This window comes from Priestia sp. JV24, from assembly GCF_025910025.1.
GTDB classification, from domain to species: Bacteria; Bacillota; Bacilli; order Bacillales; family Bacillaceae_H; genus Priestia; species Priestia megaterium.
On sequence record NZ_JAPCIN010000012.1, the window covers coordinates 142097 to 168592 of the forward strand.

A 26496-nucleotide genomic window follows, 5' to 3' on the forward strand; every position below is an offset into this window, starting at 1 on the left:
ATTACACCGCCATGAAAAAAATCCGAACGAGTTGGATTTTCTATCAAGAATCAAACTCGTTCGGATTTTTAATTAAACTACTTTTGTCTCAGCTTTGTTAAACTGTACTTTTAATATAATCAATAAAAGCCTGTGTAGCGTAAGAGATATAGCGATCTTTTTTTACGATTAAAGCAATTTCCCACGGAATAGCATTCTCGAGATTAATTACTTTCACATGCTCCAAATCAAGCTTTTCACATAATGAATAAGGGAAAAGAGCAATGCCGAGATTAGCAGCTACCAGCTCTCCAATGAAGTCCCACTGAGAGCTTTTAAAAGCAATATTAGGTGTAAATCCATTTTTTAAACATTCGTTATAGACCATTTCATGCATGGTAAAGTCTTCATGAAAGGAAATAAGCGTTTCGTCTTTTAACTCTTTTAATGAAATCGTAGAATGCTGAGCCAACGGATGAGATTTATGAACAACAAGCTGCAGTGTTTCTCGGGCTAAAGGAGTCGTAAAAAACATGTTTTCATCAACTGGAAGTAAAACTACGCCCACATCCACTTCTCCTTGTTCCACAAATTTTTGCATTTTTTTAGCGCCATATTCCACTAATTGAATATGAATCTCAGGGTATTGCTCTCGAAATGCTTTAATAATAGTAGGAAAAAACAATGTACCAATAATAGGGGGAATGCCTATTTTGATGGTTCCTCTTTTTAAATGCATTAAATCATAGAGGGAATCCGATAAATCTCGGAGAGAAGATAAAATGCTTTCTGCTTGCTCGTACACAATTATTCCTGCATCGGTAAGCTGAACTTGTTTGCCAGCGCGATCAAACAAAGGTGTGCCGAGCTCTTCTTCTAATGATTTAACCATTTTACTGAGAGAAGGTTGCGAAATATGCAGCGCTTCAGAAGCTCTTGTGAAATTTTTATGTTTAGCCACTTCTGTTAAGTAATGCAAATGGCGAACATCCATTTTGTATACCTCCGTGTTCATACATGCTAATTAATAAGATACACACATTCTACCACATTCACAATCAGCTCTATACCTTTCTTTCCTATCAAATAAAATGATCAGTAGAAGAGGCAGTGAATACAAAAGAAATTGCCAACAATATATATTTACACATTGTTTATTTTAGAAGTATAATATATAAATCAGTAGAACGGTTACATATCGATCACAGAATCAATCAATAAGGTGGTTAGAACGGTTGAGTAAAGCAGATGAAATAAGAGATATCGTTTATATTAATGGCCATGTAAATAAAAAATGCTTTATTACATATGGAATTGAATTTAAAGAGTTTTATCATTCCCTTCCTACGCCGCTTGCAAATATATTATTGTTAAAGCACGGTTTTGAAGACAGTGATTACCATTACCAAACCCATATGGACTACGTAGAAGAAGAACAAATTCATCTTTTAGCAGAAGATGATGTTTATAATTATGGTGATTTTTGTTGGATTGATTTTGAGGATGTATCTTCGTTAGATTTGTTAGAACCTCAAGATATTGCAGCGCTGCTGTATTTAGGTCATTTAAAAAAACCGCTCAATTCGCCATTTAATAATAAACTCGGTAATCAATTTGTTTATTTAGCTCATGATGATGGATTTTATAACAAAATCTATTTTCGAGACGTATATGATATGAAGCATATTTTAAGCCGAATCATTCCGTTGAAAATGTCAGAAATTAAGCAAAAAAGATTTGTATTTAGAAGGAAGAAGTTAGAATATCCAATATTGCCGCTCGTGTTAGCAAATACGCTTCTTACTTTAACGAATGACGGTTTGTTTATTGATTTTGAACACATGGTGCAATCGCGTAGAGATATTAAAATTCCTTTGTATACAATCGGTGACTTTGACGACATGAATGAAATGTATAATGATCGGTTTGAGCACAAAGAGATGAGTAAATTGCAGGCGCATCTTGTTCTCACTCATAAAGAGCTAGAGTGGAGCATTGAAGAAGTTCAATAATCTAAAAAGAGGCTGAGACATAACTAAATGAATTCAACCTAAAGACGAACACATGAGATAGATGAGCTGGACTGCTAGAAGGAACGAAACAGATAAAACTATATTCACCATCACAAAAAAACGAACCACCAATCAAACGTGTTGATTAATGGTTCGTTTTTCACTTGGGCTAAACTATTTTTGTCCCAGCCTCTTTTTGAATAGCCGTATAAAATGGATTTTTCCATTCCATTAGTACGGCGTAGTTGTGTGAATCTTCATCTTCAATATAGTTTGCTGCGAGACCAATAGGCGATCTGCCACAGCGCATTAAAAAGGTCATAACCGGGTCGTAGAGAGTTCCAGCTGATACAAGGTTCATGTATTCAACGGGCGTGTACAAGGAAGACACTGATGCGTATCCAGGGATGCGGCATCCACCAAGCAGCCTTTCTAACTTGTAATGAATCACAACTTCATATAAAGACTGCAAAAGCAGCTTCCCAAGCCCCATCGATCGATGCGAAGGAGTGACGCATACGTCCACTACATAAAGTGTATTACCAGAAGGGTCGTGCGTATGAATATATCCGCTTCCTGTTACTTCATCCCATGTGTGAGCTTCATTTCCTTCCACTGAAACAATCGCGCTTGTGATAGATCCGCATATTGTCCCGTCTATCTCCACGCATAGCGCTCCATCCGGAAAAAGGGACACATGGTTATTTAACTGATCTTTGCTCCATAATAATTCAGAAGGGAAAGGAGGGGGGAAGCTTTCTTCTTGAATCCGAATCAACTCATCGAAGTCATTTGATGTATATGATCGTACCGTACATGTTACAGGCTTATTTTGATGAAAGACAAAGCATTGCTTTTTATACACTGCTTTTTTGCCTCCTTTAAGAAATAATTTTCAGATAATTAAGTATACCATATGAAAAAAAGAAATTATTTCATATTTATTGAAGAATTTGACGAGAACGTGATAAAGTTAAAAAGATTCGAACTATTAGACGAGGTGAAAGAAATGGATGTTGAATTAAAAGGAAAAACAGCGCTTGTATTTGCGGCGAGCCAAGGGCTTGGCAAAGCGATTGCTGCCAGGCTCGCAGAAGAAGGCGCAAACGTTATGATTGCAAGTCGTTCAGAAGAGAAACTAATCCAAGTAGCGGAAGAGATTTCATACCTTGGAAGCGGACAAGTGTTACATAAAACGGCAGATGTCACGAAAACTCAAGACATTCAAGATGTTATTCAATATACAGTAGATACGTTTGGAACCATTGATATTTTAATTAATAATACAGGAGGTCCTAAAGCAGGGAACTTCCTTTCGTTAACAGATGATGATTGGAAGCGTGCATTTGAGTTAAATCTCCTCAGTTATATTCGTATCATTCGTGAGGTAGTGCCCGTTATGAAAAAGAGCGGAGGACGTATTGTCAATATTGCTTCTTCTTCCATTAAAGAGCCAATTGCTGGACTTATTCTGTCAAATACCTTCCGTACAGGAATCGTGGGGCTTACCAAAACACTTGCTTCAGAACTAGCAGAGGACGGTATCTTAATTAACACGGTTGCCCCAGGAAGAATTGCAACAGACCGAGTGAAAGAGCTAGATACCACTCGTGCTGAAAAAATGGGAGTAGACGTTTCAAAAATTGAAGAAGAGATGAGAAACCAAATTCCTCTTAAGCGCTACGGTCAGCCTGAAGAGTTTGCAAAAGCCGTTGCTTTCTTTGTCTCGGGAGCAAATTCATATATGACAGGCCAGTCGTTTCTAATCGACGGAGGTATGGTGAAATCCATTTAGTTAAATAGAAAAACCCTGCAGCCGCAGGGTTTTTTGTTAAATCCAAGTTGTAACTTGATCTAATGGTAAACGGTCGCTAGCGTGTGCTTCTTTAGCCGCTTTTCCAACTGAGATAAGCATAACTGGAATGTATCGATCCTCAATTTTAAATTCTTCTACAAATTTTTGAGCGTTAAATCCGCCCATTGAGCAAGTGTCTAATCCTTTTGCTTTTGCTGCAAGCATGAATGTCATAGATGCAAGAGAAGCATTCGTAAACGCTGCATCGCGGGCGAAAGCACCGTTTTTATAAGCGCCGTTAATTTGTCCTGACAAAATATTTTTTACGTCTTCTGTCATGTGACCTGCTTCGACTAGTGGATTGTACACGTCATCTACATTTTTATTGGCTTCTAAATCACCTAAGACAGCTACTACAGCGCCTGCTTCTGTAATTTGTTTTTGGTTGTAAGCAATTGGAAGTAGACGTTCTTTCGCATCTTGGTCTGTAATAACAACGAAATGCCAGTGCTGTAAGTTCCAAGCTGATGGTGACTTCACTGTTGCTTCTAAAAGTTCCGTTAATTCTTCTTTGGTTAATTTAGCTGAAGAGTCATATTCTCGAATTGATGTACGTTCATTTACCACATCAAAAAAATTTTTTGTCATAATAAAAACCTCCGTTAAAAGTATGTATTTCTTTAGTGAATCGATGCACATTTTATAATGATACACTATTGAAGTCAATTTATATGCTTCTAGTATACCCGCTCTTATGTGCTGTCACTCACAAAAGAATGCATACACTTCTTACCATCGGCTTAGCGTGATTGACGAGATGTAAGATAAGCTTCAATTCGATCACAGGCTTCACGCAGCGTGTTCATGGAATACGCATACGACAGGCGTACATATCCTTCCCCGTGGGAAGAAAAAGCGCTGCCGGGTACTAGTGCAACACCTGCTTCTTTTACTAACTCCAGGGCAAAATCAAATGAATTGCTGTGGAAGTTCTGAATAGAAGGGAAGATATAAAAAGCACCCGTCGGCTTTTCTACGTCAAATCCCATGTTTACTAATCGGTCATACACATAATTCAGCCTTTGTTCGTATTCTTTTTTCATATCCACCGCATCGTTTTTACCTGCTGTCAGTGCCTCGAATGCAGCTGCTTGAGAGACAGAAGAAGCACAGCTCACGTTGTATTGATGAACTTTTAATATATGTTTGGCTAAATAAGAAGGAGCAAATAAAAGGCCAATTCGCCAGCCCGTCATAGAATGAGACTTTGATACTCCGTTAATAACAATTGTTTTCTCTCTCATAGAGGAAATGGAGGCAATGGACTGATGTTTTTTATCAAAAACGAGCTCGCTGTATATTTCATCAGATAGTACAAAAATATTTTTATCGCTTAAAAGAGCGGCAATTTCTTCTAATTCTTGCTGGGACAACGTCACTCCTGTAGGGTTAGACGGATAAGGTAAGATGACGCATCTTGTTTTAGACGTCAGATGTTGTTGGATTAAATCCGCTGTTAGTCGAAATCCTGTTTCGGTTGTATCAATATGTACAGGTTTAGCGCCGTTTAACCGGATAAGCGGTTCGTATCCTGGGTAAACAGGTCCAGGTAAAATAACTTCAGAATCTTCTTCTAAAATGGTGCGAAGAGCAATGTCAATTGCTTGACTAGCTCCAATGGTCACAATCACTTCATCCGCTGGGTTATAGTGCAAGTCATATTTTTCTTTGACAAATTGAGCTGCTGCCTCGCGCAGTTCTATTGTTCCAGCATTGTGGGTATAAGAAGTTTGGTTACCATCAATTGCAGATTTTGCCGCTTCTTTTACATGCTGTGGTGTTAAGAAATCAGGTTGTCCAATTGTGAGGGATAAAACATCTTGGTATTGTGAGACCATATTATAAAATGTACGTATTCCTGATAGTTCAATTTCTTTGACACGTTTATTGATTAAGTGCTCCATGGTTTCAAATCCTTCCGCGTATTTTCAACTCATTTTATCTTATCACAATGAAAATAGGTAAAAAACCACTATTTGCGCATTTTGCAAATAGTGGTTTTAAGTTAGGCGTTATATAGCTTATTATAAGCAGTTGTTAGTTCATAAAATTGTTCTTCGTCTCTGTTATCTAACGCATCGTCGATAAGAGATTTCAAATGCTGTTTATTAAAGTTTGTACTCATAGTCGTTAAAATACGATCAGCTTCTTTCGCGTAATAGTGTTGGTAAGGTGTGTACTGAGATGAGTGAGGATAGTGATTCATATTTTTGCGATAAGAACTCATAACATAAACCTCCTTTTTTAAAATAAAACGCAGCTTCTATTACTTGAAATGTACCCTTTCTATATAGTTGTTAACCCTGTTTTTAGCTGCGAATGTGCTGAGGTATGTGTTAGGAAATCAGAGGTTCCTCGCTTCACGTTCAATTCTAGATTCAAAATAATAAGCGCATAAAAAGACCTGCATATATATGCAGGTCTTGTATATTAGTCAGTGTGTATTTGGCCTTCACGCCAATAAACGGGGGAAACGTAGCCAAAATCAACTTCATGATCGTCCAATGTTACAACGCAGTGATCAGAGCCTTCTTGTTCTTTAATATCTTGATATACAGCTTCTTCTACGTTTTCAATAATGGTCATTTCATTATCGTCATTAAAAAGAATGACGGAGCCTTTCATATTACGAACACCTTCTTTTAAGATTATTCATTCACTTTGTGTAGTATAAACCGTTTTGGCTGTAGAGTCCACAGCTATCTTCGATTTCTTGTTAAAAATTTGTGAACAGGCTTTTAGGAATGAATAAGAAACCCTCTAAATAGAAGAGTAACCGACTTGTCTATTCTTTCTTGAAGGGTAGCAGAGTCGGGTTGGTTGGTACACCAGTAAAGAAGTGTGCCAAAAAAATTAAGTATAGCAATAGAAGCCATTTCTTCGGCAGGGATATCGACTATAAGTTCACCTCGGTCTTGTCCTGTTTGAAAAACTTTTGTAAAATGAGCACGCATTTTTTCAATTTGAAGAATTTCGGATTGTTGAAAGGAACTGTTGGTAATAGCAATATGAAACCAAGAACGGATTAGGTGAGGGTTCGCTTCTTCGTTTGATTGTGCTAGTAATAAAAACAGTTGTTTAACAATGGCAGCAGTTGATTCTTCTGTTTGAAGGAGCTGTTCTAATTTGTAGGAGATACGGTTTGTAAAATTAATTCCAAGGTAGTGAAGAACTTCTTCTTTTGTTTTGAAGTAATTAAAAAATGTTCCCTTTGCTACACCCGCTTCATGGGTAATTTGAGACACAGTCGTTTTTTGATATCCCTGCTGTTGGAATAAAGAGATAGCGGCTTTTTGGATGCGTTTTTTTGTTTCTTCTTTTTGTAATCCTCTGTTCATAAATTACACCTCGTTCGAATAGGAGTAGTCGTTTGACTCAAGTTCATAAGCTAGTATAGAGAAGTAAAGTAGAGCAATTAAAAAACTGAGCAGAGGATGAGACGAAAGGGATCGGCGCTCATGTTTTTATATAGTATATAATATTCTGTTAATTCATAAAACAATATTTTATGTATATGTTTTAGGGAAAAAGGATAACAAAATAAGAAAATTTTTCTTTACGGATATAAGAGGCGGTCACTATAATGGGAAATATGGACTATTAGATAAGCAGGTGAGATGAGAGGAGTAAGTATATGAATCCAGATAAAGGAATACTGTTGGAAAGTGGTACAAACGAACTGGAAATTGTCGAATTTGAGATAGGAAATGTTTGGTTTGGCATTAATGTAGTAAAAGTTAGAGAGATTATTAATCCCGTATCTATTACACCTGTTCCCAATGCGCATTCTTACATAGAAGGTATTATAGAGCTAAGAGGGGAAGTACTTCCTGTTGTTGACATAGCAAAAGCATTAAAAATGGAACCTTCAAATACGCCGGAAAAAGATAAGTTAATTGTTACAGAGTTCAATCAGCAAAAAATTGTCTTTCATACCCATGCAGTGACGCAAATTCACCGTATTTCTTGGAAAGAAATTGAGAAGCCTTCAGATTTGTATCAAGGTTTGGAAACGCAGATTACTGGAGTGGTAAAATTACACGGTCAAATGATTCTGCTGTTAGACTTTGAAAAGCTGATTTCTGACGTGAACCCTGATGCGGGTATTAATCAGTCGAAAATCAAAAAGCTAGGGGCTAGGGAGCGCTCTAATAAAAAGATTGTCGTAGCTGAAGACTCACCGCTGCTGCGCCGAATGATTGAAGATACTCTTGCACAAGCAGGTTATGAGAACACGGAATTTTTTGAGAACGGTGAGGAAGCGTGGAACTATCTGAGCTCAGTGATCGATGAAGGTGTGGAAATCAGTGATCAAGTCCAGCTGCTTATTACAGATATAGAAATGCCGCAAATGGATGGGCATCATTTAACTAAAAAAGTGAAAGAAAATCCTCAGCTTTCTATACTTCCAGTCATTATCTTCTCTTCTCTTATCACAGAAGATTTACGTCACAAGGGAAAGATGGTAGGAGCGGAAGGACAAGTAAGTAAGCCGGAAATCGGAGAGCTTGTTGAGTTGATCGATCTCTATATTTTGTAGGATCACAAAAAAGTGCCTGAAAGCAGATTGCTCCACTTCAGGCACTTTTTTAAAAATAACTTTTACCCAGCGGTTTAAACACAGGTGCTTGCCGTTTTCTTGGAGTCGAAACAGGGCTTTTCGCCGGCTGTACGAGATGACCCGTATATTTAGATAATAAGCGCTTCGCATAAGATAATGACATAGTCGTTTTGGGATTTCGATACTGATGGTTTAAATGGCCGAGGTGTGATAACTCTTTGAAGTCTTCTTTCTTTGGAGGCATATGGAAAAAGTAGTCTCCAACTGATACAAGTACATCTGATTTTTGTTGACTTTTACCAGGGTTTGGCGAAAAGTGAAGTCCTTCTTTTTTGGCTTTTCCTTCTAAAATTAGTTGATCTAATGCAATTTTCTTTAACGTATATAACTGCTTAGGATCAGGAGCAGCTTTTGCGTGACGATTTACAGTGAAAATAGCTTGTGCAATCTCAGATACAGACGGGGTCAAAGAGCCTTGTCCATTTGCTTGAGACATACGTTCACTCCCTTTCTATCATATCAGCTGTTCAACCTATAAGGTGAAAGCTGATACGTTCATTATAGCGTGTCTTGTCCCATTTGAAAATAATTACACGAAGAAGTATTTTGGTAATTAATGAAATTTCCTATGTATAGGGTTTGTTTTGTTACGCTTCCTTATACAAGTAAAGTGGAACAGCACGCCATACTTTCTATTTTAAAAAAATGCTGCTCCCACAGTTAAACCATCATTGATTAGTAAATCCCGAACTATTGAGCCATTCGTCGAGAAGGTCGAATATAAACACCAGTCCCATTTGGCACAATTTGAGCTAGCTCATTTACTTGGGCATTATACATGCGAATGCATCCTTTGGATACGGCTTTTCCAATAGAACTTGGATCATTTGTTCCGTGAATGCCATATGACTTTTTAGACAAGCTTAGCCACATTGTGCCAAAAGGCCCCCCGGGGTTTGGCTCCCGGTTAACGATAACAAAGTCTCCAGTAGGGGTTGTGCTCAGCATTTTTCCTGCTGCAATGGGATAGACTTTTTGTATGATATTATTTCTTCGTAATTCAAGCTGCTTTTCAGCAATAAACACGTGGATCGTGTAAGGAATGAGCTCTTTATCAGGGAGGTTTGGAATGATGATTACTTGCCCAGGCTTCAGCGTACTATGGCTTACAAAAGGATTAGCCATCCACAGATCTTCAACCGGAGTCCGGTAGTCACCTGAAACGCTTTGCCAGGTTTCACCGCGCTTTACTATATATCTCATTAACTTCGCTCCTTTGATATATGACTATGTTGTAACAGTATACGGTTGAAAAAAGTAAAAGTGACCTTTGTGAGCATAAAGTTATTTTGAAAAAGGTGTTGAAATTACATTGACTTATAAACATGGACTGATTGATATAGGCTCAAATACGATACGCCTTGTTATTTATGAATACAAAAAAGGCAGAGGATTTAAGCAAGTTGAAAACGTGAAAGTAGCTGCACGGCTTCGAAATTATTTAAGTAAAGAAGGAATGTTAACGGCTAAAGGAATATATACCTTGCTTGATACGCTTAAAACGTTTGGAGTTATTATCAAGCATCAGCAGCTGCCGCACGTTACCTGTGTGGCCACAGCTACCATTCGTCAAGCGGCTAATGCAAAAGAAGTTCTAGAGCTTGTAAAAAAAGAAACGGGCTTTTCTATTCAACTATTGTCTGAATATGAAGAAGCATATTACGGCTTTGTTGCCGTTATTCATTCTACTTCGATCGAAGAAGCCATTACAATTGACATTGGTGGGGGAAGTACGGAAGTTACGTATTTTCGCAATCGAGAGTTAGTGCAGTACCACAGCTTTCCGTTCGGTGCCTTATCTCTGCGTCTGCAGTTCGTCAAAGGCAATATTCCCACTGCAGAAGAAAAAGTAAAAATCCGCGATTTCCTGATCCGGTATTTCCATGCTGTCCCGTGGCTTTTAAATCGCCAAGTTCCGATTGTGGCAATTGGAGGAAGTGCAAGAAGTATGGTGCAAGTGCATCAAGGTTTTATCCACTATCCTCTCGCCGGGCTGCATCAATATGAAATGAATTTAGCTGATATATTGCATGTGAAATCCGCTATAGGCTCATTGTCTTATCACAATCTTCAAAAGCTAGACCGCTTGTCAAAAGATCGTGCGGATACAATTTTGCCAGCGATTGAAGTATTTCAATCATTATATGAAACAGTCAACGCGACTCGCTTCATCTTAAGTCGCAAAGGCTTAAGAGAAGGGGTGTTATTTAAGGAAGCGTCTGATGCTAATATCCAGCCAATGTACCCCGATGTCATACAGCAAAGTTTTCAAGAAATAATGGAAGAGTTTGAAATAAATAAAGATTATGTCAAACAGCTTACCCGCACAGCTATTATGATTTTTCAGCATCTTAAGGAGCAGGGACCAGTTGATTTAAAAGAGGATGACTTAGCGCTTCTTATAAAAGCTGCCCAAGTGTATGATATAGGAGAGTATATTGATGCGGAATCAAGCAGCCAGCATACGTTTTATGTGCTTGCTAATCGTACAATCGATGGAATTTCACATAAAGAACGTTTAAAGCTGGCACTTGTTTCTTCATATAAAGGGAAGTCTTCTTTTAGGCAATATGTTGCTCCTTTTAAAAAGTGGTTAACAAAAAAAGAACAAAAAAAAGTCCAGCTGCTCGGTGCGGTTTTAAAAATAGCTGACGGTTTACATGCAACAAAGCGAAATATTATTCAACATATTGACATGAAAAGCGATGAAAACACAGTTACGATTAAACTATTATGTACAAAAACCTTTCGTCCTGAACAATATCAGGCTGAAAAACAGAAAAAGCATCTAGAAAAAGTAGTGGAAAAAAATATTGTTCTTGAATTTGCTAAGCTTTAGAATAACGCTGAATCGGTTAGAATATTCAGTATAGCTAACTAGATTAAATCCATTATCCTGGAAGGTGAGGCTAATGTTAGAAAGTAATCGCACTTATAAGCAAACCATACAAGTGGCTGATTCAGCTTATTACAATAATCGTGAATTGAGCTGGCTGGCTTTTAACAAGCGGGTGCTGGAAGAAGCAGTAGATACGAAAAACCCTTTGCTTGAGCGGTTTAGATTTCTAGGAATTTTCAGTTCAAATTTGGATGAGTTTTTTATGATTCGGGTAGCCGGATTAAAAGATCAAGTGAAAGCTGGATTTAGCAAACCTGAAAACAAAGCAGGCTTAACTCCTAAACAGCAGCTATTTTCTATCTCCAAACAAAACCACGATCTAATCAAGCAGCAGTATGATACGTATATTCATACACTTCTTCCCGAATTACAGAAATACGGCGTGGAAATCATTGCGGTTGAAAAGCTGGAGAAATCAAATCTAGATAAGCTTGAACAGTATTTTGACGAGCAAATCTTTCCCGTATTAACTCCTATGGCTATTGATACCTACCGGCCGTTTCCTATGTTGATGAATAAAAGCTTGAACTTAGCAGTCGTCCTTTCAGAAAATTTAAATGATGAGCAGCAAATTGCTGAAATAAAAGGAAGGCTAGCTATCGTTCAAGTACCTTCGATGCTAACGCGCTACATTGAAATAGCCACATCAGATTCTACCCGTCTATTTGTATTGCTAGAGGATGTGATTGCCTATTTTATTAAGAAGTTGTTTAAGGGATATCGCGTTTCTTCCGTTTCTCAATTTCGAATTACCCGCAACGCAGATATGACTATTCACGAAGAAGACGCTCAAGATTTACTAAAAGAAATTGAAGAAGAATTGCAGAAGCGAAAATGGGGAGCGGCTGTTCGTCTTGAGATTAAGAGTCCATATGATCAGGGTGTACTAGCGTATTTAAAGTCAGTACTTGAAATTGACGATGAAGATGTGTATGAGATCGAAGGACAGCTGGATTTAACCAGTTTATTTTCGTTTTATAGATTACTTAAATCTACGCATGAAGAGTTGGCTGAAAAAGCCTTTATTCCTAAGCTTACAACAGAGTTACACCCGGATCAAAATATTTTCGATCAAATGATTCAAAGAGATATTTTGCTTCACCATCCTTATGAATCGTTTAAGCCGGTACTCGATTTTGTTAACGGTGCAGCAGACGATGAAAATGTGCTTGCTATTAAGCAAACGTTATACAGGGTAAGCGGAGATTCTCCCGTTATTAAAGCATTAAAACGAGCGGCTGCAAAAGGTAAACAAGTGACGGTACTAGTTGAACTAAAAGCGAGGTTTGATGAAGAGAATAATGTGCAATGGGCTAAAGAGCTAGAGCGGGCAGGGTGCCACGTGATATATGGAATGACGCATTTAAAAACGCATGGTAAAATTACGCTCGTGGTGAGAAGAGAAGGAGAGCATATTAAACGGTTTGTTCATCTTGGTACTGGGAATTACAACGATGCCACAGCAAAGATCTATACGGATATAAGTCTTTTTACTGTCAACCGAAACATCGGGATAGATGCGGCCAATTTTTTTAATTACTTAAGTGGCTATACGCAAAAACCAGTATATCATCATTTATCCGTTGCACCATTTGATATAAGAAATGATTTTTTGCACCTCATTGATCAGGAAATCCATTATCATAGACGGTATGGCAATGGAAGAATCATTGGGAAAATGAACTCATTGACGGATAAAATTTTAATTATGAAGCTATATGAAGCTTCTATAGCTGGTGTGACAATCGAACTCATTGTTAGAGGAGCGTGCTGCTTGCGCCCTCAAATTCAAGGCGTTAGCGAGAATATAAGAGTAAGAAGCATTGTCGGACGATTTTTAGAGCATAGCCGAATCTATTATTTTCATCATAATAAACAGGAAAAGTTTTTCTTTTCATCTGCAGATATGATGACAAGAAATATGGTGAAACGAGTAGAAATTTTATTTCCTATCTTGGATACACATTTGAAAAAAAAAGTGTGGAAGTGGCTTGAAGTTATGCTTGCTGATAATGTAAAAGCACGAGAACAAGACCAAGAAGGGAATTATCATTACGTCATAAAAAAAGACCATGAGCTCTCTATTAATAGTCAAGAGATTTTTTGTCAATATGCTCTTTGCGACGATCAAGAATAACATAAAAAAAGCCGAGTGCTCGGCTTTTTAGTCATGTTATTATCTAGGAATGGGACCAACAGGACCGTATCCAGGTCCGTAGTATGTGTTATAAACAGGAGCACCGCCTCCATAGCCGGCACCAGGGTAGCCTCCTCCAGGAAATCCACCGCCGTAAAACGGAACTGGATAAGGATAAGGTGGTGGACAGCACCCAGGTCTGCCTCCAAAACCGCCAACAGCTAGTCCGCCAAGCAGCCCACCAGCTAAGCCAGCAACAAAAGGAAATCCAAAAAAGCGCTCGTCGCCATTTGGAATATTACGATATCCTGTATAGGGATATTGATAGTACATATTTTAACCTCCTTGTCAGTTGTCTTTGTAGTGTATGGCTGAACAGAAGTTTTTGAGCCTGGTTTATTTCTTTAAGACTAGAATTAGGCGGTCATGATCAGCTAAAAAAAGACAATCAACATAAAAACGCCCTGTAAGGGCGTTTTTATGTTGATTGCAGGGTGAAAAGCGTAATTTCAGGCGTAGCTAAAAAACGAAAAGGAATGCGAGTGGTTCCTAAGCCTCTATTCACATAAAGCTTCATTTTAGAATCTCCAACTTCGTACATTCCTTCAGGGTAAACCGTCCCAAAGGGCGGTGTAATCAAAGGACCGTAAAAAGGAATTTGAATTTGGCCTCCATGACTATGGCCGGAGAGCTGAAGATCCACTGGAAAAGGAGCTGCTTTGACAGCAACGTCAGGTTCATGAATCATAGCAATAGAAAAAATATCCGGCTGTAATTGCCCTAGTGTTCCTTCATATTGTGGATTCCCAAGCATAATATCATCGAGTCCACAAATATGAATGTAGCTTTTATCAGGCATGAATACCGTGTCAACTTCATTTACTAAAAGTCTAAATCCTGCGTCTTCAATGGCTTGTTTATAGATATTTGTTCCATATCCTCCGTGATCATGGTTACCATATATGGCATACTTTCCAAGAGGAGCCTGAAGCCTCTGTAAAATCGGGGGAATTCTTTCTGGATGTGGGTATTCATTAGGTACATCCATTAAATCTCCGGTAAATAATATAATAGTAGGCTTCAAATTATTTATGGTCACCATAAGCTGTTCTAGTTGTAATAAATCATAAGAGAGTCCAAGATGAATATCACTAAATTGTAAAATTTTTATTCCGTTAAAGCTTTTCGGAATATTTTTAGAAGTAATTGTATGACGAACAATTTGCAGACGTCTAGGCTCAATATATTTGGCATATGTATACCCAAAAGACGTGGTGAGCAAAGACCCTAACGAAATAGACGCTAGTCCTTTCAAAAAAGATCGTCTTGTATACGTCTTTTTCATGCAAAATCAACCTATTCCTTATAGTTTTCAAGTTTTAATTATAGCATTGTTTTTTTTATCCTCACAACGAGAAGTCTGCTTTTAAGTTAAATAGATAAAAGTTTCACTTTATTCAGAAAAAATAGTAAAATGATAGTTGTACAACACTTATGTTTTGGGGAGGAATATAAATTGAAGAACAAGGTCGTAATTGTTACTGGCGGTTCAAGTGGCATGGGAAAACATATGGCGAAGCGATTTGCAGAACAAGGTGCTCATGTGGTAATTACAGGTAGATCAGCCGATCGATTACAAGAGACAGAAAATGAAATTAAAACGTTTGATGGACAGGTACTTTCAGTGGTGATGGATGTACGCAATCCAGAAGATGTGGAGCGCATGGTTCAAGAAACGGACAAGGCATTTGGACAAATTGATTTTTTAGTTAACAATGCTGCAGGCAATTTTATATGTGCAGCTGAAGACTTATCCATTAACGGATGGAACAGCGTAATTAATATCGTATTAAATGGTACATTTTATTGCAGTTCCGCAGTAGGAAAATATTGGATCAATAAAGGCGCAAAAGGGGCCATTACAAACATTGTAGCTACATATGCCTGGAACGCAGGAGCAGGTGTTATTCATTCAGCTTGTGCCAAGTCAGGAGTTTTAACCATGACGCGCACGCTCGCAGTAGAGTGGGGGAAGAAATATGGTATACGAGTAAATGCGATTGCACCGGGGCCGATCGAGCGAACAGGAGGAGCCGATAAATTATTTGAGTCAGAAAAAATGAAAGCGCGTACATTGGATTCTGTACCATTAGGACGCCTTGGAACTCCTGAGGAAATAGCAGGATTAGCTAGTTTCTTATTCTCCGATGAAGCGTCTTATATCAATGGGGAATGCATTACAATGGACGGGGGACAGTGGCTAAATCAGCATCCTTTTTAAGTTTGGATACGCACTAAAAAGTACAAAGCAATCCGAGAAGGACTAGCAAAATTATGCTATTCGTATTATACTAACGTAAAGTGAACAAGGAGAGGGGAGAGTTGAGTGGACCCGTTAGATGTATTAACAAACATAGAAAAAACTCTTCCGTATTATCAAGCAATTTTTAGTGCAGATGGACATAGAGTAATTGGCTATGAAGTGTTGGCGAGGTTTCAAAATGAAGGGGAAATTGAAAGTCTCGGCCCATTCTTTCATGATGATGCGATTCCGGATGAATATCGCATAGAAGTTGATTATGCTGTTTTAACACAAGCGCTCGAGCATATGTTGACCCAGGAAGAACAATTTTTAATTTTTATTAATCAGAACCCTAATTTATTAATGAACGATCATGGAGAATCCTTGCTGGAATTATTGCAACTTTTCGAAAATAAAGGATTATCGCTTGATCGAATTGTTCTCGAAATTACAGAACACAATTTTAGTGGAGATTTGGAATCACTTCAACACTTACTAAAGTATTATCAAACATATGGTATTAAGATTGCAATTGATAATATAGGAAAAGAAAGTAGTAATCTAGACAGGATTGGGTTGCTTTCACCAGATATCTTAAAAGTAGATTTACATATTCTGAGACAAACGGACATGGCGCAGTCGTATCAAGACGTATTGTATTCTTTATCTCTGTTAGCAAGAAAAATGGGTGCTACGCTTCTATACGAAGATATAGAAGCCTCCTATCAGCTGCAATATGCATGGAGAAACGGAGGCAGGTATTTTCAAGGTTATTATTTACATAAGCCGGCTGCTGAACTTGTCGATCCCAACATCTTAAAGGATAAACTAAAGGAACGTTTTGAAATGTATATCGCTCACGAAAAGAAAAAGCTGCTTGCTGTTTACCAGCTGACAGAACGTTTTCAAGATAAAATGCAGCAGGTAATGACAAAGTGCAGAAAGTTAGAAACGTATGACGATATGCTGCCTGTTATTGCAGAAGAACTATCCAACGTGTGTTTTCGCCTTTACATCTGCGATGAAAATGGATTTCAAAAGTCTTCTAACTATGTAAAGAAAAACGAGGATTGGATTCTTGAACCTGAATATGTAAAGAAAAATTGGAGCTGGCGCCCATATTTTCTTGAGAATATTATTCGAATGAGCTATGAAAAAAAAGGCATATTATCAGATTTGTATAATGATATTGAAACAGGTGAGAATATCCGAACTTTTTCGTATCCAATTGATAATATGCACTATATATTCCTTGATATTTCATATTCTTTTTTATACGAAAGAGACGTTTTGTAGAGAATAAATAAGTTGAAGTTAAACCGGCAACCAGCAAAAGTGGTTGCCGGTTTTTTATGTTTTTTTAAAGGAGAACGACAGTCGGTTATAGGGATATGCATAGGCAGGGAAAATTTCGGAATTCTAATAAAAAAGAAGTTAAGGAGCTGATTTAATTTGAAGAAAATATGCTTACTTGTCTTTTTGCTGATTGTCTTGTACTCAGGAAAATCTGTTCATGCAGAAGTATCAGGAGAGATTAGGCATGAAATCTTTATAAATTTGCAGGACGCTTATCAGGCTCAGCTAAGAGCTGCGTCTGCCCATACTAATCAAGACGCTGTTCGTGAGCTGAAATTGTTTTTAGATGATGAGTATGCATCTGTGTTTTTTAATGAGGCTCTCTTACAAAAAGCTCAAGGGTATGTCGGAGAGGGACCTGAATATTTAACACATTACATCCCTTTCTTTTCTTTTGATGAACAGACGAAGGTAGCTCTTCATTCCGACCAAAACAAAGCTTATGTCTATCAATTTTTTCCGGCTGTGCATAATGAACGGGTAAAATACCAAGATCATTACGAAATGATCACGTTAGTAAAAAAACAGGGGAAATGGAAAGTGCAAAAGTTTATATATAGTAAGAAACACTCAAAATAGCCGAGGAAAGCTTATTTTGAGTGTTTCTGTTATCCGATGTTAAGAAGCTTCTCAAGCGCTTGAAGGTCAAATCCTCTGATAATTTCCTGGTCAACACGAATGGTCGGAGTGGAATAAGACTCTAACTCAGTAGTCATTCGTTTTCGAGCAGAAGCATCTTTAGATACGTCAAATTCTTTATAGGAAACGTGATGATGCTGTAAAAACTGTTTAACAATTTCGCAAGGTGGGCAAGCTGGTTGTGTGTACAACTCTATAGATCTCAATGAAAGCACCTCCCTATATTAAAATGAATGGTGTTAAAGTAGAATGAAGTTTTGTATGATACATAGTATATCGCTATGTTATTATAATAAAAAACGACATATATCGCTATAATAAGGCATTTTCTTATGAAAAATCACGTAAAGTACTTGTGTTTTTTTAGTATGTGGCATATAGTGAAATGGTGTCTTTTAAGTATTAGTTTAGATAACGTATTTATTTGAATTGATATTGTAGAAAAGTCGAATGCGTAATGATGTAATAGGTGAAAGGAGAGATTATATGTCACAATTACAAGGTATTTTAACTCGTCTTGTGAATCTCCGTGAGCAAGCAAGTGGAAGTGAAGCGCCACAACGCTTCTTCGAAGTAGAGGGAAAAAGAATTTGCAGCGTGAAATATCATGCAAAAACTGAAACATACGAACTTGAAGTATATCAAGATGGTGAAAAGCCAGCCGTTTATCAATTTGATAACGTTGATATGATTGCAATTGAAATTTTTGAACTTATTCATTAAGGGATAAAGCAAAACGAATGCCGCAAAGGATTTTATACTTTGCGGTATTTTTTTGTTACTGCGTATGGAGTTTTTGCGGTGGCTTCCGCCCTATTTTCCCGAGAAATATCGACAAAGTGATAGCGGATTTTCTGATAAATAGAAGGAACGGGTCGAATGCTGTAAAAAAATCAAAATAAAAAATTCAGATAATTATGAACTTTCGTTGACACTTGTTTTAAAAAAATCTAGACTTAACATATAAGGGAGAACATCGATTGGGTCTGTTTCTATTCCCTCTTAAAGATTCGCATTTACGTAAGCAAGCTATTTTCATTTTGTAGCTTGTTCTTTTTCTCTTTACACACGTGGAAGTTATGAGAAATGGAAGGAGAATGTATAAATGATTGATATTGATCACAATCAGTTAAATCAAATTGAACTTCGAGATTTGCTTGTCACTTCTGATAAAGTTGCTCATGTTCAAGTGGGAAATAATTTAGAACATGCTTTGCTTGTGTTAACAAAGACTGGCTATACGTCCATTCCCGTATTAAATCCAAGGTTTCAGCTGCAGGGGTTCGTGAGTATGACGCTTATTTTAGATTCGATTTTAGGATTAAAGCGCATTGAATTTGAACGATTAGAAACCATGAAAGTAGAAGAAGTTATGAATCAAAATGTTCCTCGTGTCTCCATGAAAAAATCCGTATTAAAAGTCATAAATGCCATGATTAACCATCCTTTTTTGTGCGTAGAGAATGAAGATGGCATTTTTGAAGGGATTTTAACACGAAGAAATTTGTTAAAGTCATTAAGAAGGCAGTCCATCATTCTCCCGAAAGAGTTATTTCAATAATTTTTTTAAGAAATCGTGTTTCAGCCTATCTTTCTCCGTTTTTTTCTTATATGATAAAGGTAAAATGAAAGTAAAAAGAGGCTTGAAAGGAATAACTGAATGCAATTAATAGAATGTCGAATGCTCGTTGTATTAGCTCAAGAATTAAATATGAGAAAAGCTGCAGAGAGATTATTTGTATCACAACCAGCTTTATCACAGAGGCTGCAAACCATTGAAAAAGCATGGGATACACAAATCTTCATTCGTTCGCAAAAAGGACTGTCATTAACGCCTGCTGGAGAAAAGATTGTTCAATTTGCAAAAGAAGTGGTAGAAAAAGAAGATCGGGTTCGTGAGGACTTGCATCATTTAGATAATGAGGTATATGGTACACTCAAATTAGCGGTGGCTTCGATTATTGGACAGCACTGGCTGCCGGCGGTGTTAAAACGCTATATGGATCGTTACCCACATGCTAAAATCTCTCTTGTAACCGGATGGAGCAGTGAAATGCTTCGCTATCTGTACGAAGATGAGGTACATATTGGAATCATACGCGGAAATCCGGATTGGAAAGGTGTCAAAGAACATTTGTTTACAGATCCTCTTTACCTAGTTGATTCAGAAATTGAAAGGGCAGCGGAAGTAGTAAATACTCATCGACCATTTATTCAATTTAAAAGTGACTCAACGTATTATCAAGAAATTTTAGAATGGTGGCATCGAGAGTTTCATACTACACCGAAGCGTACGATTGTAGTGGATCAGATTGAGACGTGTAAGCAAATGGCTTTAAATGGTCTTGGCTTCGCTATTTTACCATCGATTGCTATTAAAGAAGCTGGAAGCCATATTCACCGGACGCCGCTTCTGAAAGCAAATGGAGAGCCAATTACGCGAGACACTTCTTTAGTTGGATATGAATCAGCGTTTAAGCTGAAGCAAGTTCGAGCATTTGTTGATATTGTACGTGAATATGTAAGAGAAACGGTCTAAAGCGAGCCTAGATGCTCGCTTTTTTTATTTGCAATCGTTATCTTTTTATTAAAACGATAATGATGCTTGTCATTGTGAAAGCATTTTGTTACATTAAATGAGACATTGCTTACTTAGGAGGAATACATAATGAAAATGATGGATGCTAATGAGATTATCTCATTTATTCAAAACAGCACAAAATCAACACCGGTAAAAGTTTACGTAAAAGGTGAAGTAGAAGGAATTGACTTTGGTTCATCTTCTAAAACATTCGTAACGGGAAACACAGGTGTAGTATTTGGCGAATGGAAAGAAATCAAAGCTGCTATTGAAGCAAACGAAGGAAAAATTGAAGACTACGTAATTGAAAACGATCGCCGCAACTCTGCGATTCCTTTATTAGATATGAAAGGAATTAAAGCTCGTATTGAGCCAGGCGCTATTATTCGCGATCAAGTTGAAATCGGGGACAACGCTGTTATTATGATGGGTGCATCTATTAACATCGGCTCGGTGATCGGTGAAGGAACAATGATCGACATGAACGTAGTACTTGGTGGTCGTGCAACAGTAGGTAAAAACTGTCACATCGGTGCAGGTTCTGTATTAGCTGGTGTTATTGAGCCACCTTCTGCAAAACCAGTTGTAGTAGAAGATGATGTAGTAATCGGTGCTAATGCTGTTGTTCTTGAAGGTGTAACAGTAGGTAAAGGTGCCGTAGTTGCTGCAGGTGCAATTGTGGTAGAAGATGTAGCTCCTTACACAGTAGTAGCAGGTACGCCGGCTCGCGTTATTAAAGAAATTGACGAAAAAACAAAGTCTAAAACAGAAATCAAGCAAGAATTGCGTCAATTAAACGAAGAATAAGAAAAACAATCGGTTTGCGCTTTTTCTTTGCTGAATTAATAGGTTTTAGCGATTGGGATACTGAATCCTTGAACGTATCATAGGGACAAGTTGGAAGCGTGGGCAACCACGCTTTCTTCTTTATTTCGTGAGGAGGACATACACATGGCTGAAAATGAATTTGTGAAAATAAGAAGAGAGCTACATAAAATTCCTGAATTAGGGTTTCAAGAGGTGAAAACACAGCGTTTTTTGCTTGATTATATTAAAACTCTTCCGCAAGAGCGCTTAGAAGTAAAGACGTGGAAAACAGGACTCTTTGTTAAAGTACATGGTAAAAATCCAACTAAAACAATAGGCTACCGAGCAGATATTGACGGGCTTCCTATCACGGAAGAAACGAATTATTCTTTTCAATCACAGCATGAAGGACTTATGCATGCCTGCGGACATGATATGCATATGGCCATTGGGCTAGGCGTACTGACTTACTTTGCTCAGCATGAAATCAAAGATAATGTACTGTTTATCTTTCAACCTGCAGAAGAGGGGCCAGGAGGAGCACAGCCAATGCTCCAAAGCGATATCATGAAAGAATGGCTTCCAGATTTCATCTTCGCCCTTCACGTAGCGCCTGAATATCCGGTTGGGTCGATTGCGCTGAAGGAAGGGTTGCTATTTGCTAACACGTCTGAGCTATTTATTGATTTAAAAGGAAAAGGTGGCCATGCTGCTTATCCACATACAACAAATGATATGGTAGTTGCTGCATGTCAGCTCGTTTCACAGCTTCAAACTATTGTTGCTCGCAACGTTGATCCGCTAGACAGCGCTGTAATTACAGTAGGAAAAATTCAAGGCGGGACGGTTCAAAATATTATTGCGGAGCGAGCTCGCATAGAAGGAACCATTCGCACGCTATCTCCTGAATCAATGACGCGTGTTAAAGAACGAATTGAAGCGATTGTTAAAGGAGTAGAAGTGGGGTATCAGTGTGAAACAGCCATTGATTATGGCTGTATGTATCATCAAGTATATAATCACCATGAAGTCACGCGAGAGTTCATGGAATTTGCCAAAGCGCAAACGAACGTGGATGTGATTGAGTGCAAAGAAGCAATGACGGGAGAAGATTTTGGCTATATGCTAAAAGATATTCCTGGATTTATGTTTTGGCTTGGCGTTCAGTCTGAATATGGGCTTCATCATGCAAAGCTGCAGCCTCATGAAGGCGCAATAGACATTGCGATTTCACTTATTACAAAATATTTTGAACATAAAGGCAATCAATAAATCGTATAATCATTTTTCCTTATGGCTAAATTAATACCATGAGGAGGTGGGCAACGATGGCACGAATTGGTGTAGAATACGGTTTAACAGATGTACAGGCTGCACTTCAGCAGCTCGGACACGAAGTGGTACAATTACGCAACGAAAGTGATGCACAAGGGTGCGATTGCTGTGTTGTAACAGGACAGGATTCAAACGTAATGGGGATTTCTGATGCAGTAACGCAAGGCTCAGTTATTACAGCTAGCGGATTAACAGCAGAAGAAATTTGTCAGCAAGTAGGCAACAAGGTACAAGGATAAAAGAAAGCCGAAGGATATAAATCCTTCGGCTATTTTTTATGCATGCTGAGGCTGCTTGGCATCTTCAGGCTGCTTTTTATCAATATTTACTTGATGAGGGAACGGAATATCAATACCGTTTGCGTCAAACGCTTCTTTAAACTCTTTGCGAAGCTGACGTTCAACTCCCCACTGTTCACCGTTTTTAGCTTTGCCAACTACACGAAGCACAACGTCCGATGCGCCTAGGCCTTGAACTCCTATCACGTTTGGGCCTTCTACAATGTTTTCATTTGTTGCAGCAACGCGCTCGCATACTTTTTCTAGTACGGAAATAGCTTTGTCAATATCATCATCATACGAAATGCCAATATCAATCAACGCACGCATATTGCCCCGGGAATGATTGCTTAAACTTGTAATTTCACGGTTAGGCACATAGTGTAGAGTTCCATCAAATCCGCGAATTTGAGTAGTACGAAGACCTACTGATTCGACAATTCCTGAAAAACTTCCGGTTGTGACATAGTCGTCAACATCAAGCTGTTTTTCAAGAAGCAAAAAGAAACCTGTTACAACGTCGCTAACCAGTCCTTGAGCACCGAACCCGATTGCTAGGCCAACAACTCCGGCACCAGCTAATAAAGCTGTGGCGTGGATATTTACTGCTTCAAGCAGCATGACGACAAAAATAAAAATAAGTACATATGAAAACACATTAACGGTTAAACTTTTGAGTGTGAGCATACGTCCGCGCGTAGCATTTTCGCGCTCACTCATTTTTTCAAAGGAACGTTCAATAACTTTTTTACCAATTGCTCGTACAAGTAAAAACACAATGGTAATGGCAATGAGTTTTAACACAATAACTCCAGCATTGGTAAGAAGCTGTTCCCAGTTGATGTCTTGCATCTTAAACATTAATTGTTCATCCTTCCTATGTTCTGTTTCAATATTAATAAGTGGGAATTTATTCTCTGGAAAATATTTTGTAAGAGTATGAGCACATTTGTTTATTCCCGATATTAGACATGCTAAACTGAGAAGGTAAATAAATGCAACCCTTTTATAGCATTTTTTTGCTGAAGTCAGGGTTTAATTTGCCCTAAAGGCGGGCATAACAACTATATTGCCATTATAAGGTGTTGTTTAAATTAATTCTTAATTAATATTGACTAAAAAAACAATATCCATTATAATGAAAACCGTTATAACAGTACATAAGTGAGAATGTTTTATACATTTTCTCATTTAATAATTATTTGGAGGGATCATGTATGCCAGAACGTATGGTAGGTAAACAAGCTCCACGCTTTGAAATGGAAGCTGTATTATCAAACAAAGAATTCGGTAAAGTTAGCTTAGAAGAAAATATTAAAAATGACAAATGGACAGTATTATTCTTCTATCCAATGGACTTTACATTTGTATGTCCAACAGAAATCACTGCACTTTCTGACCGTTATGATGAGTTTGAAGATCTTGACGCAGAAGTAATCGGTGTTTCTACAGACACAATCCATACACACTTAGCTTGGATCAACACTGATCGTAAAGATAATGGTTTAGGTGATCTTAAATATCCATTAGCAGCTGATACAAATCACGTTGTTTCTCGTGAGTACGGCGTTTTAATTGAAGAAGAAGGTGTAGCACTTCGCGGTTTATACATCATCAGCCCAGAAGGCGAATTACAATATTCAGTTGTAAACCACAACAATATTGGCCGTGACGTTGATGAAACTTTACGTGTTCTTCAAGCGTTACAAACTGGCGGACTTTGCCCAGCTAACTGGAAACCAGGTCAAGCTACTTTAAACGCGTAAGCACAACGTTTAAAAGGTCTAACGTCCACGTTAGGCCTTTTTTTCATCGGATAATAAAGAACATATAGTTAATAATAGTGAAAATAAGGGAGGCTTTTATTCATGAAATTACGTCAGCCAATGCCTGAGTTAACGGGCGCTACAGAATGGTTAAACGGAGAGGTTACAAAAGAGCAGCTAATCGGCGAAAAGCCAACGCTTATTCATTTTTGGTCAGTAAGCTGTCATTTATGTAAAGAAGCAATGCCTCAAGTAAATGAATTTCGCGACCAGTACAAAGATCAATTAAACGTAGTAGCAGTTCATATGCCGCGCTCTGAAGATGATTTAGACTTATCAAAGATTAAAGAAGTAGCAGCAGAACATGATATTACGCAGCCAATTTTTGTAGACAGTGAGCATAAATTAACGGATGCATTTGAAAATCAATATGTACCGGCATATTATGTATTTGACAAAACAGGTCAACTACGCCACTTCCAAGCTGGTGGAAGCGGTATGAAAATGCTTGAAAAGCGCGTGAATCGTGTATTAGGCGAGAACGAATAAATACAGGCAGTTGTAACAGGTGAAAAGCATTCGATGCTTAGTAGAACTTGCATCGAATGTTTTTCTTTTTTGTGTGTAGGAAGTAACTGATAAAGGAAATATAAAAATGTGGATTTTTTCTTGTGAGTTTACACCATACTAACACTAACAACATGATACGAAACTTACTATTGGAGGTAATTTACATATGAAATTAGGTATGATTGGCTTAGGAAAAATGGGAGCAAACTTAGTATTGAATTTACTAGATCATAACCATTCTGTGGTAGCATTCGATGTAAACAACGAAGCCGTACAGAAAGTAGCAGAAAAGGGAGCAGAAGGTGCTTCTTCCATTAAAGAATTAGTGAGCAAATTAGAAAAACCACGCATTGCTTGGGTAATGGTTCCAGCTGGGGAGCTCACAGAAAAAGTAATTTCTGAGCTCCAAGAACTACTTGAAGAAGGAGATATGATTATTGAAGGCGGTAATTCCAAGTATAAAGATTCTGTACGACGTGCTGCAGCTTCTGCTGAAAAAGGAATTCACTACTTTGATGTTGGAACAAGCGGCGGAATGGAAGGTGCCCGAAACGGCGCTTGTATGATGATTGGGGGAGATAAAGAAGCATTTGCTACAATCGAACCTATTTTCCGCGACATCAACGTAGAAAACGGCTATCTCTATTCAGGTGCAGCAGGAAGCGGCCACTTCTTGAAAATGGTCCATAACGGAATTGAGTACGGCATGATGCAAGCAATTGCTGAAGGTTTTGATGTGTTAGAGAAAAGTGAATTTGACTATGACTATGAAGCTGTAGCCCGCGTATGGAATAATGGCTCTGTTATTCGCTCATGGTTAATCGAATTAATGGAACGTGCATTTTCAAAAGATGCAAAACTGGACAGTATTAAAGGAGTTATGCATTCTTCCGGTGAAGGAAAATGGACGGTTGAATCCGCTCTAGATTTACAAGTGCCAACGCCAGTTATTGCTCTATCGTTAATGATGCGCTATCGCTCACTTGAAGACGATACGTTTACAGGTAAAGTAGTTGCCGCTCTTCGCAATGAGTTCGGCGGACACGCAGTAGAAAAACAATAAAAAAACAGGCTGGAACAAACGTATTTTAGACGAATTGAAAAACGAACCATTGATCAACATGTTTGATTAGTGGTTCGTTTTTTTGTTATGCTGGATAGTTTCGTCTGTGTAGATCTTTCTAGCAGTTCAACTCATGTATTCCATTTGTTCGTCTTTAGATTGAATTCATTTAGTTATATCCGAGCCTCTTTTTTATGACTATTTACCTTTTTTTGAAAAATTATCTAAAAATTATGGTAATTTATTTCGGAAACCGATATATTTAAATATGTGTGCCGCATTTTAGCTAAAGGAAG

The 26496-nt window shown here is 38.0% G+C and carries 30 protein-coding genes; 17 read left to right on the top strand and 13 right to left on the bottom strand.

From position 1 onward, the window contains the following. Positions 1 to 97 precede the first annotated feature (97 nt). On the bottom strand, positions 98 to 973 hold the full coding sequence (locus tag OK414_RS06395; RefSeq protein ID WP_016763413.1) for a LysR family transcriptional regulator: 876 nt from the start codon (positions 971 to 973) through the stop codon (positions 98 to 100). Between the two features lie 241 nt (positions 974 to 1214). Here OK414_RS06395 and OK414_RS06400 point away from each other — a divergent pair, with 241 nt between their 5' ends. Beyond that, entirely contained in the window at positions 1215 to 1991 is a 777-nt protein-coding gene (locus tag OK414_RS06400; RefSeq protein WP_013056016.1) for a hypothetical protein, read from the top strand. A 169-nt stretch (positions 1992 to 2160) separates the two neighbouring features. On the opposite strand, the gene OK414_RS06405 is transcribed toward OK414_RS06400, so the two are convergent. Beyond that, complete coding sequence (locus tag OK414_RS06405) at positions 2161 to 2856, bottom strand: GNAT family N-acetyltransferase (RefSeq protein WP_016763414.1); 696 nt, start codon at positions 2854 to 2856, stop codon at positions 2161 to 2163. Between the two features lie 144 nt (positions 2857 to 3000). Between OK414_RS06405 and OK414_RS06410 the strand changes: the two genes are divergently transcribed. Continuing rightward, positions 3001 to 3786, top strand: a complete 786-nt coding sequence (locus OK414_RS06410) for an SDR family oxidoreductase (protein WP_016763415.1) — start codon at positions 3001 to 3003, stop codon at positions 3784 to 3786. 36 nt (positions 3787 to 3822) lie between these two features. Here the strand turns inward: OK414_RS06410 and OK414_RS06415 are convergent, their stop codons facing one another. The 5 genes from OK414_RS06415 to OK414_RS06435 all read right to left on the bottom strand — a co-directional run bounded on the left by OK414_RS06415 (position 3823) and on the right by OK414_RS06435 (position 7184). Beyond that, complete coding sequence (locus OK414_RS06415) at positions 3823 to 4434, bottom strand: nitroreductase family protein (RefSeq protein ID WP_095379843.1); 612 nt, start codon at positions 4432 to 4434, stop codon at positions 3823 to 3825. 152 nt (positions 4435 to 4586) lie between these two features. Beyond that, positions 4587 to 5750 carry an aminotransferase A gene (locus OK414_RS06420; protein ID WP_263045432.1) on the bottom strand — a complete coding sequence of 388 codons (1164 nt, stop codon included), beginning with the start codon at positions 5748 to 5750 and terminating at the stop codon, positions 4587 to 4589. Positions 5751 to 5851: 101 nt separating this feature from the next. Further along, entirely contained in the window at positions 5852 to 6073 is a 222-nt protein-coding gene (locus tag OK414_RS06425) for an IDEAL domain-containing protein (protein ID WP_013082268.1), read from the bottom strand. Positions 6074 to 6276: 203 nt separating this feature from the next. Continuing rightward, positions 6277 to 6471: a hypothetical protein gene (locus OK414_RS06430; RefSeq protein WP_013056022.1), complete on the bottom strand. Its 195-nt coding sequence runs from the start codon at positions 6469 to 6471 to the stop codon at positions 6277 to 6279. Positions 6472 to 6584: 113 nt separating this feature from the next. Beyond that, on the bottom strand, positions 6585 to 7184 hold the full coding sequence (locus OK414_RS06435) for a TetR/AcrR family transcriptional regulator (RefSeq protein WP_013082269.1): 600 nt from the start codon (positions 7182 to 7184) through the stop codon (positions 6585 to 6587). Positions 7185 to 7480: 296 nt separating this feature from the next. Between OK414_RS06435 and OK414_RS06440 the strand changes: the two genes are divergently transcribed. Next, positions 7481 to 8386, top strand: coding sequence for a chemotaxis protein (locus OK414_RS06440; RefSeq protein WP_016763419.1), 906 nt, complete (start codon positions 7481 to 7483; stop codon positions 8384 to 8386). Positions 8387 to 8435: 49 nt separating this feature from the next. On the opposite strand, the gene OK414_RS06445 is transcribed toward OK414_RS06440, so the two are convergent. Both OK414_RS06445 and OK414_RS06450 read right to left on the bottom strand, forming a co-directional pair. After that, complete coding sequence (locus OK414_RS06445) at positions 8436 to 8903, bottom strand: YkyB family protein (RefSeq protein WP_013056025.1); 468 nt, start codon at positions 8901 to 8903, stop codon at positions 8436 to 8438. Positions 8904 to 9157: 254 nt separating this feature from the next. Further along, positions 9158 to 9670, bottom strand: coding sequence for a L,D-transpeptidase family protein (locus tag OK414_RS06450; RefSeq protein WP_034653493.1), 513 nt, complete (start codon positions 9668 to 9670; stop codon positions 9158 to 9160). A 109-nt stretch (positions 9671 to 9779) separates the two neighbouring features. Here OK414_RS06450 and OK414_RS06455 point away from each other — a divergent pair, with 109 nt between their 5' ends. Further along, positions 9780 to 11306 carry a Ppx/GppA family phosphatase gene (locus OK414_RS06455; RefSeq protein ID WP_263045431.1) on the top strand — a complete coding sequence of 509 codons (1527 nt, stop codon included), beginning with the start codon at positions 9780 to 9782 and terminating at the stop codon, positions 11304 to 11306. Positions 11307 to 11379: 73 nt separating this feature from the next. Beyond that, complete coding sequence (locus tag OK414_RS06460) at positions 11380 to 13503, top strand: RNA degradosome polyphosphate kinase (RefSeq protein ID WP_034653488.1); 2124 nt, start codon at positions 11380 to 11382, stop codon at positions 13501 to 13503. Between the two features lie 39 nt (positions 13504 to 13542). Here OK414_RS06460 and OK414_RS06465 read toward each other — a convergent pair whose 3' ends face one another. Both OK414_RS06465 and OK414_RS06470 read right to left on the bottom strand, forming a co-directional pair. Continuing rightward, positions 13543 to 13836 (bottom strand): hypothetical protein, encoded by a 294-nt coding sequence (locus OK414_RS06465; RefSeq protein WP_013082274.1) that lies wholly within the window; start codon positions 13834 to 13836, stop codon positions 13543 to 13545. 145 nt (positions 13837 to 13981) lie between these two features. Continuing rightward, the gene (locus tag OK414_RS06470) at positions 13982 to 14848 is read right to left on the bottom strand and encodes a metallophosphoesterase (protein WP_016763423.1); all 867 of its coding nucleotides are present in this window, start codon (positions 14846 to 14848) and stop codon (positions 13982 to 13984) included. Between the two features lie 171 nt (positions 14849 to 15019). On the opposite strand from OK414_RS06470, the gene fadH reads away from it, so the two are divergent. The 3 genes from fadH to OK414_RS06485 all read left to right on the top strand — a co-directional run bounded on the left by fadH (position 15020) and on the right by OK414_RS06485 (position 17740). After that, positions 15020 to 15784: a 2,4-dienoyl-CoA reductase gene (gene fadH / locus OK414_RS06475; protein ID WP_016763424.1), complete on the top strand. Its 765-nt coding sequence runs from the start codon at positions 15020 to 15022 to the stop codon at positions 15782 to 15784. Between the two features lie 105 nt (positions 15785 to 15889). Beyond that, on the top strand, positions 15890 to 17101 hold the full coding sequence (locus OK414_RS06480; protein ID WP_013056032.1) for an EAL domain-containing protein: 1212 nt from the start codon (positions 15890 to 15892) through the stop codon (positions 17099 to 17101). A gap of 156 nt (positions 17102 to 17257) precedes the next feature. Next, complete coding sequence (locus OK414_RS06485; protein WP_034653485.1) at positions 17258 to 17740, top strand: DUF3993 domain-containing protein; 483 nt, start codon at positions 17258 to 17260, stop codon at positions 17738 to 17740. Between the two features lie 29 nt (positions 17741 to 17769). Here OK414_RS06485 and OK414_RS06490 read toward each other — a convergent pair whose 3' ends face one another. Then, positions 17770 to 18006, bottom strand: coding sequence for a glutaredoxin domain-containing protein (locus OK414_RS06490; RefSeq protein WP_013056034.1), 237 nt, complete (start codon positions 18004 to 18006; stop codon positions 17770 to 17772). A 280-nt stretch (positions 18007 to 18286) separates the two neighbouring features. Here OK414_RS06490 and OK414_RS06495 point away from each other — a divergent pair, with 280 nt between their 5' ends. The 6 genes from OK414_RS06495 (at position 18287) to OK414_RS06520 (ending at position 22762) form a co-directional block, all read left to right on the top strand. After that, entirely contained in the window at positions 18287 to 18523 is a 237-nt protein-coding gene (locus tag OK414_RS06495) for a YkuJ family protein (RefSeq protein ID WP_013056035.1), read from the top strand. A 382-nt stretch (positions 18524 to 18905) separates the two neighbouring features. After that, positions 18906 to 19361 carry a cyclic-di-AMP-binding protein CbpB gene (cbpB, locus tag OK414_RS06500; protein ID WP_013082279.1) on the top strand — a complete coding sequence of 152 codons (456 nt, stop codon included), beginning with the start codon at positions 18906 to 18908 and terminating at the stop codon, positions 19359 to 19361. Positions 19362 to 19460: 99 nt separating this feature from the next. After that, positions 19461 to 20339, top strand: a complete 879-nt coding sequence (locus OK414_RS06505) for a LysR family transcriptional regulator (protein WP_013056037.1) — start codon at positions 19461 to 19463, stop codon at positions 20337 to 20339. 129 nt (positions 20340 to 20468) lie between these two features. Further along, entirely contained in the window at positions 20469 to 21188 is a 720-nt protein-coding gene (gene dapD / locus OK414_RS06510) for a 2,3,4,5-tetrahydropyridine-2,6-dicarboxylate N-acetyltransferase (RefSeq protein ID WP_013082280.1), read from the top strand. Positions 21189 to 21332: 144 nt separating this feature from the next. Beyond that, on the top strand, positions 21333 to 22460 hold the full coding sequence (locus OK414_RS06515) for an N-acetyldiaminopimelate deacetylase (RefSeq protein WP_016763428.1): 1128 nt from the start codon (positions 21333 to 21335) through the stop codon (positions 22458 to 22460). A 56-nt stretch (positions 22461 to 22516) separates the two neighbouring features. Then, complete coding sequence (locus OK414_RS06520) at positions 22517 to 22762, top strand: YkuS family protein (protein ID WP_013056040.1); 246 nt, start codon at positions 22517 to 22519, stop codon at positions 22760 to 22762. A gap of 36 nt (positions 22763 to 22798) precedes the next feature. Here the strand turns inward: OK414_RS06520 and OK414_RS06525 are convergent, their stop codons facing one another. After that, on the bottom strand, positions 22799 to 23662 hold the full coding sequence (locus tag OK414_RS06525; protein ID WP_016763429.1) for a mechanosensitive ion channel family protein: 864 nt from the start codon (positions 23660 to 23662) through the stop codon (positions 22799 to 22801). A 356-nt stretch (positions 23663 to 24018) separates the two neighbouring features. Here OK414_RS06525 and OK414_RS06530 point away from each other — a divergent pair, with 356 nt between their 5' ends. The 3 genes from OK414_RS06530 (at position 24019) to gnd (ending at position 26200) form a co-directional block, all read left to right on the top strand. After that, complete coding sequence (locus OK414_RS06530; protein ID WP_013082283.1) at positions 24019 to 24567, top strand: peroxiredoxin; 549 nt, start codon at positions 24019 to 24021, stop codon at positions 24565 to 24567. 102 nt (positions 24568 to 24669) lie between these two features. Continuing rightward, positions 24670 to 25116 carry a redoxin domain-containing protein gene (locus OK414_RS06535; RefSeq protein WP_013056043.1) on the top strand — a complete coding sequence of 149 codons (447 nt, stop codon included), beginning with the start codon at positions 24670 to 24672 and terminating at the stop codon, positions 25114 to 25116. A gap of 187 nt (positions 25117 to 25303) precedes the next feature. Further along, positions 25304 to 26200, top strand: coding sequence for a phosphogluconate dehydrogenase (NAD(+)-dependent, decarboxylating) (gene gnd, locus OK414_RS06540; protein WP_013056044.1), 897 nt, complete (start codon positions 25304 to 25306; stop codon positions 26198 to 26200). The last annotated feature ends 296 nt before the right edge of the window (positions 26201 to 26496 follow it).

Bases quoted from the DNA above. Each gene is read 5' to 3' on its own strand.
- OK414_RS06450 (WP_034653493.1), bottom strand. From the start codon at position 9,670: ATGAGATATATAGTAAAGCGCGGTGAAACCTGGCAAAGCGTTTCAGGT.
- gnd (WP_013056044.1), top strand. From the start codon at position 25,304: ATGAAATTAGGTATGATTGGCTTAGGAAAAATGGGAGCAAACTTAGTA.
- OK414_RS06395 (WP_016763413.1), bottom strand. From the start codon at position 973: ATGGATGTTCGCCATTTGCATTACTTAACAGAAGTGGCTAAACATAAA.
- OK414_RS06435 (WP_013082269.1), bottom strand. From the start codon at position 7,184: ATGAACAGAGGATTACAAAAAGAAGAAACAAAAAAACGCATCCAAAAA.
- dapD (WP_013082280.1), top strand. From the start codon at position 20,469: ATGAAAATGATGGATGCTAATGAGATTATCTCATTTATTCAAAACAGC.
- OK414_RS06440 (WP_016763419.1), top strand. From the start codon at position 7,481: ATGAATCCAGATAAAGGAATACTGTTGGAAAGTGGTACAAACGAACTG.
- cbpB (WP_013082279.1), top strand. From the start codon at position 18,906: ATGATTGATATTGATCACAATCAGTTAAATCAAATTGAACTTCGAGAT.
- OK414_RS06460 (WP_034653488.1), top strand. From the start codon at position 11,380: ATGTTAGAAAGTAATCGCACTTATAAGCAAACCATACAAGTGGCTGAT.
- OK414_RS06515 (WP_016763428.1), top strand. From the start codon at position 21,333: ATGGCTGAAAATGAATTTGTGAAAATAAGAAGAGAGCTACATAAAATT.
- OK414_RS06445 (WP_013056025.1), bottom strand. From the start codon at position 8,903: ATGTCTCAAGCAAATGGACAAGGCTCTTTGACCCCGTCTGTATCTGAG.
- OK414_RS06410 (WP_016763415.1), top strand. From the start codon at position 3,001: ATGGATGTTGAATTAAAAGGAAAAACAGCGCTTGTATTTGCGGCGAGC.
- OK414_RS06520 (WP_013056040.1), top strand. From the start codon at position 22,517: ATGGCACGAATTGGTGTAGAATACGGTTTAACAGATGTACAGGCTGCA.
- OK414_RS06535 (WP_013056043.1), top strand. From the start codon at position 24,670: ATGAAATTACGTCAGCCAATGCCTGAGTTAACGGGCGCTACAGAATGG.
- OK414_RS06470 (WP_016763423.1), bottom strand. From the start codon at position 14,848: ATGAAAAAGACGTATACAAGACGATCTTTTTTGAAAGGACTAGCGTCT.
- OK414_RS06430 (WP_013056022.1), bottom strand. From the start codon at position 6,471: ATGAAAGGCTCCGTCATTCTTTTTAATGACGATAATGAAATGACCATT.
- OK414_RS06465 (WP_013082274.1), bottom strand. From the start codon at position 13,836: ATGTACTATCAATATCCCTATACAGGATATCGTAATATTCCAAATGGC.
- OK414_RS06415 (WP_095379843.1), bottom strand. From the start codon at position 4,434: ATGACAAAAAATTTTTTTGATGTGGTAAATGAACGTACATCAATTCGA.
- OK414_RS06425 (WP_013082268.1), bottom strand. From the start codon at position 6,073: ATGAGTTCTTATCGCAAAAATATGAATCACTATCCTCACTCATCTCAG.
- OK414_RS06530 (WP_013082283.1), top strand. From the start codon at position 24,019: ATGCCAGAACGTATGGTAGGTAAACAAGCTCCACGCTTTGAAATGGAA.
- OK414_RS06505 (WP_013056037.1), top strand. From the start codon at position 19,461: ATGCAATTAATAGAATGTCGAATGCTCGTTGTATTAGCTCAAGAATTA.
- OK414_RS06495 (WP_013056035.1), top strand. From the start codon at position 18,287: ATGTCACAATTACAAGGTATTTTAACTCGTCTTGTGAATCTCCGTGAG.
- OK414_RS06420 (WP_263045432.1), bottom strand. From the start codon at position 5,750: ATGGAGCACTTAATCAATAAACGTGTCAAAGAAATTGAACTATCAGGA.
- OK414_RS06525 (WP_016763429.1), bottom strand. From the start codon at position 23,662: ATGTTTAAGATGCAAGACATCAACTGGGAACAGCTTCTTACCAATGCT.